Source organism: Sphingopyxis panaciterrulae, from assembly GCF_014199295.1.
GTDB classification, from domain to species: Bacteria; Pseudomonadota; Alphaproteobacteria; order Sphingomonadales; family Sphingomonadaceae; genus Sphingopyxis; species Sphingopyxis panaciterrulae.
Genome location: NZ_JACIJH010000030.1, coordinates 1 through 4,081 on the forward strand (window position 1 = coordinate 1; position 4,081 = coordinate 4,081).

Annotated in this window: 4 protein-coding genes and 1 pseudogene; 4 read left to right on the forward strand and 1 reads right to left on the reverse strand. The window is 64.6% G+C overall.

All coding sequences use genetic code 11. The features are described from left to right. Window positions 1-119 (forward strand): annotated as a pseudogene (locus tag FHR21_RS21000) (nitronate monooxygenase); the annotation flags it as partial. A gap of 3 nt (window positions 120-122) precedes the next feature. Here FHR21_RS21000 and FHR21_RS20560 read toward each other — a convergent pair. Then, window positions 123-1,028 (reverse strand): hydroxymethylglutaryl-CoA lyase, encoded by a 906-nt coding sequence (locus FHR21_RS20560; RefSeq protein ID WP_184101801.1) that lies wholly within the window; start codon window positions 1,026-1,028, stop codon window positions 123-125. A gap of 137 nt (window positions 1,029-1,165) precedes the next feature. Between FHR21_RS20560 and FHR21_RS20565 the strand changes: the two genes are divergently transcribed. From FHR21_RS20565 to FHR21_RS20575, 3 genes are all read left to right on the forward strand, one after another. Then, window positions 1,166-2,326: a CaiB/BaiF CoA transferase family protein gene (locus FHR21_RS20565; RefSeq protein WP_184101803.1), complete on the forward strand. Its 1,161-nt coding sequence runs from the start codon at window positions 1,166-1,168 to the stop codon at window positions 2,324-2,326. A 4-nt stretch (window positions 2,327-2,330) separates the two neighbouring features. Further along, complete coding sequence (locus tag FHR21_RS20570) at window positions 2,331-3,035, forward strand: glutathione S-transferase family protein (protein WP_184101805.1); 705 nt, start codon at window positions 2,331-2,333, stop codon at window positions 3,033-3,035. 172 nt (window positions 3,036-3,207) lie between these two features. Then, entirely contained in the window at window positions 3,208-3,582 is a 375-nt protein-coding gene (locus FHR21_RS20575) for a hypothetical protein (protein ID WP_184101807.1), read from the forward strand. The last annotated feature ends 499 nt before the right edge of the window (window positions 3,583-4,081 follow it).

Below are 4,081 nucleotides of genomic sequence, written 5' to 3' on the forward strand. Positions count from 1 at the left end.
GGGCCGGTATGGTCCAGGGACTCATCCACGATATCCCAACATGCCAGCAACTCATCGAGCGCATCATCCACGACGCTCAAACCATCATCAATCAACGATTGGCGGGATTTCGGCGATGACGATCATCCGGGAAAAGCCGGCGCCCGGCTGACCATCGCAGGGAGCGGGCGGTCCATGATCCTACCAAGCCAGCCGGCCGCCTCGACCGCGGAGGACAGGTCGAGGCCGGTCGTCACCCCGCTCCGTTCCAGCAGATAGGCGACGTCTTCGGTCGGGACGTTGCCCGCCGCACCCGGCGCGAAGGGGCAGCCGCCAAGCCCGCCCATCGACGCGTCGACCGTCGCTGCGCCCGCCGTTACCGCCGCCCAGACATTGGCGAGCCCGGTATTTCGCGTATTGTGGAAATGGACGCGGATCGGGAGCGATCCCACTGCCTCGCGGACACGGCCGATCATCTCCGCGACCTGCGCCGGAACGCCGACGCCGATCGTGTCGGCGAGCGCGATTTCGCGCGGATCCGCATCGGCCGCTCGCTTCGCCATCTCGACGACGCGCCCAATCGCAATCTCGCCCTCGAAGGGGCAGCCGAAGGCGGTCGCGATGGTGATCTGACCGCTGCGTCCCGCCTGCTTTGCCAGTGCGACGATCTCCATCGCCGCGGCGAGCGATTCGTCCGAACTCTGCCCCTGGTTGCGGATGCCGAAGCTGTCGCTCGTCACGCAGACAGCACCCAGTTCGTCGATCCGCCCGGTCGCGAGCGCGCGCTCGGCGCCGCGCCGATTGAGGACGAGGCCGATATAGGTCACGTCCTCGCGCGCGGGCAGCAGGGCGACGAGTTCTTCGGCGTCGGCAAGCTGCGGCACCTTCTTCGGGTTGACGAAGCTCGTCACCTCGATCCGGCGCGCGCCATAGCCGATCGCGCGGCGGATCAGCTCCGCCTTGTCGGCGGTCGACACGAGCGTCGATTCATTCTGCAACCCGTCGCGCGGGCCGACCTCGACCATTTCCACATGCCTGTCCGCCGTCATCGCGCCTTCCGATCCGTTTCGCCCCATTTAGCAGGTTGCAAATTACATAGCATTCTAAGTATATCATCGCAGGGCTTGCGGCAAGTCGAGCCGCGTGAAACATCCGATAGGCGATAGGAACGCCCGAAGGGAGCGATATGACGGACGGCAACGGGGGCGCGCTGCAGGGCATCAGGGTCGTCGAGATGGGCCAGCTCATCGCCGGCCCCTTCTGCGGCCAGCTCCTCGGCGACATGGGCGCCGAGATCGTCAAGCTCGAGCCGCCGGAAACCGGCGACCAGATGCGCCACTGGGGCCAGGGCGATCGGCCGAGCTGGTGGCGGGTCATCGCGCGCAACAAATATTCGGTCGCGGTCGACCTGCGGTCGGAGGAAGGGCAGGAACTCGCTCGCGATCTGATCGCCAAGGCCGACATATTGATCGAGAATTTCCGTCCCGGCACGCTCGAGAAATGGAATCTCGACCCTACCGAGTTACGCAAGGCCAACCCCGGGCTGATCGTCGTGCGGGTTTCGGGCTATGGCCAGACCGGCCCCTATGCGGCGCGCGCCGGCTTCGGCGGCATCGGCGAGGCGATGGGGGGTTGGCGCGGCATCGTCGGCTATCCCGACCGGCCGCCGGCGCGCATGGGCGTGTCGATCGGCGACACGCTCGCCGCGACCTATGGCTGCATGGGCGCACTCGCGGCGCTCCATCACCGCAGCCGGACCGGCGAGGGCCAGATCGTCGATTCGGCGCTCTATGAAGCGGTGCTCCAAGTCATGGAATCGACCGTCGCCGACTATTCGGCGAGCGGGACGAAGCGGCGGCGCACCGGGTCGACCCTCCCCGGTATCGCCCCGTCGAACGTCTATCCGTGCCGCGACGGCGAATATCTGATCGGCGCCAACCAGGACGGCGTCTTCGCCCGCCTCGCCGCGGCGATGGGCCGCCCCGAGCTTGCGAGCGACGAACGCTATGCGACGCACCGGGCGCGCGGCACGCGGCAGGAGGAGCTCGACGCGCTGATCGGTGAGTGGACGAAGACGATGACCATCGACGAGCTGGAAGCGAAGATGATCGAGGCCGGCGTCCCCGCGGGCCGCGTCTATGATGCCGAGGACATGTTGGCCGACCCGCACTTCGCGGCACGCGAGGCGCTGGTCACGGTCGAGGATGCCGAGTTCGGCGCTATCAGGATGCAGGGCGTCTTCCCCAAGCTGTCGGCGACGCCCGGCAGCGTCCGCCGCCCCGCCCCGCTGACGGTCGGGCAGGACACAAGCGATGTGCTGAAGCGCTGGCTCGGGCGCGAAGGATAAGGCGATGATCACCCTGTATGGCGGCCCGACCCCCAATGCGCGCAAGATCGCGATCGCGCTTCTGGAAATGGGACTCGAATGGCGGCTCGATCCGGTCGACATCTTGGCGGGCGATCAGTTGACGCCCGAATTTCTCGCGCTCAACCCGAACAACAAGACCCCAGTGATCGTCGACGATGCAGGGCCGCACGGCCCCGGTTTCGTCCTGTGGGAAACCGGCGCGATCCTGCTCTATCTCGCCGAAAAGACCGGGCGTTTCCTGCCCACCGATCCGGTACAGCGCGCGATCTGCTGGCAATGGCTGATGTTCCAGGTCTCGGGCATCGGCCCGATGTTCGGGCAGGAGGCGCATTTCACCCATTATGCGAAGGAGCGGCATCCCTATGCGATCGAGCGCTATTCGCGCGAGGTCGACCGGCTGATGATGGTACTCGACAAGCGACTGGGCGAGACCGCGTGGCTGGCGGGCGACGACTATACGATCGCCGACATGGCCACCCTGCCCTATCTGCGCCGCCAGTTCATCGACAAGGCAGGTCGCTTCCCGAACGTCGAGCGTTGGGGTGCCGCGATGCTCGATCGCCCCGCGGTCGCCGAAGGCATGCAAGTCGGCATCGTGCGGGCCGAGACGATCGAAGGCGGGCTGACCGGCTTCACCGACGAGCATCGCGCGATTCTGTGGGGCGACCGGCAGCACGCAGCCCGGTAGGGACACTGTCACGGCGAGGCCAAGGAATGAGGGCTTTGAGGTGAGGAGTTGACATCCACTTTTGCCATTCCCGCGAACCCGAGCACACCTTTGGTATAACTCGGTCGGCGCCCGGTTGCGGATTGTCGTTCACAAAGTCGAGAATGCCCATCAGCGAGCCGTGGAGCGTGGCATGAACCTCGCGCGCTTGTCGCCGGAATGCAGCACGATCTTGCCGACGAGCAAGCGGATGTCGGCTGACGCATCGAGCCGCACTTGTGGATCCCTGAACGTTTCAGTGAGCCTTGCGACCTTTCGCTTGTCGATTTCAGCAATGCCGGGATGGATAACCGCGCTCGACCAGTTCGACCGCCAGCCCCCGCACCGTCAGATGCGGACATTGCTCAAGCCTCAGCAGCATCCATTGCTGCTCGCTCGCCAGAACCCGCTTCTTGCCGCCCATCGGACGGGACTTGCGCTGCCTGTCTCGCGCAGCCGTTGTGACCACTTCAACGCGCTCGCCACGCTCACACCGAACGCTGCCGCTACTTCACGGCCAGCAGCCTGAATCACAAACATCCCCGCTTGGGAATCCCTTTCGATTCAGCTTAATCGGGACAGACTCTAGCTCGATTACTCCATGTGGAGGGGACGCTTGCCCCCTGAATCGACCACAGCATTACGCCAAGGCGCGCGTTTGACATGCGGCCATGAGGTCATGGCACACTTGACGGTTCGCCTAACCCCTTGGCATAAACATATAGATAATTAATCTGAATATGGCCAAAGATTGCCGGCTACCGCGAGAGTATATGGGAGAGTGCATGACTGACTTGCTCACGCGACATGCTGAAGCAGCGCGCCAACTTCCGCCTGTCGCCACGATCATAGATGGAGATATTTCGACTGAGGCGCCCGGCGGAGTCCACGCTCATGTAAACCCGGCAACCGGGCAGGTGCAGGCAATTGTACCTGAGGATCAGCGTGCAATAGGCACCCCCTTCGTGGGGTGATCGGCGTGCAAAAAGGACCCCTTCATCCCGGGGATTTAGTCGGCCGACTGGTTT

Excerpts from the sequence above, each read along its gene's own strand:
- FHR21_RS20560 (WP_184101801.1), bottom strand. The coding sequence starts at position 1,028 with ATGACGGCGGACAGGCATGTGGAAATGGTCGAGGTCGGCCCGCGCGAC.
- FHR21_RS20565 (WP_184101803.1), top strand. The coding sequence starts at position 1,166 with ATGACGGACGGCAACGGGGGCGCGCTGCAGGGCATCAGGGTCGTCGAG.
- FHR21_RS20570 (WP_184101805.1), top strand. The coding sequence starts at position 2,331 with ATGATCACCCTGTATGGCGGCCCGACCCCCAATGCGCGCAAGATCGCG.
- FHR21_RS20575 (WP_184101807.1), top strand. The coding sequence starts at position 3,208 with ATGAACCTCGCGCGCTTGTCGCCGGAATGCAGCACGATCTTGCCGACG.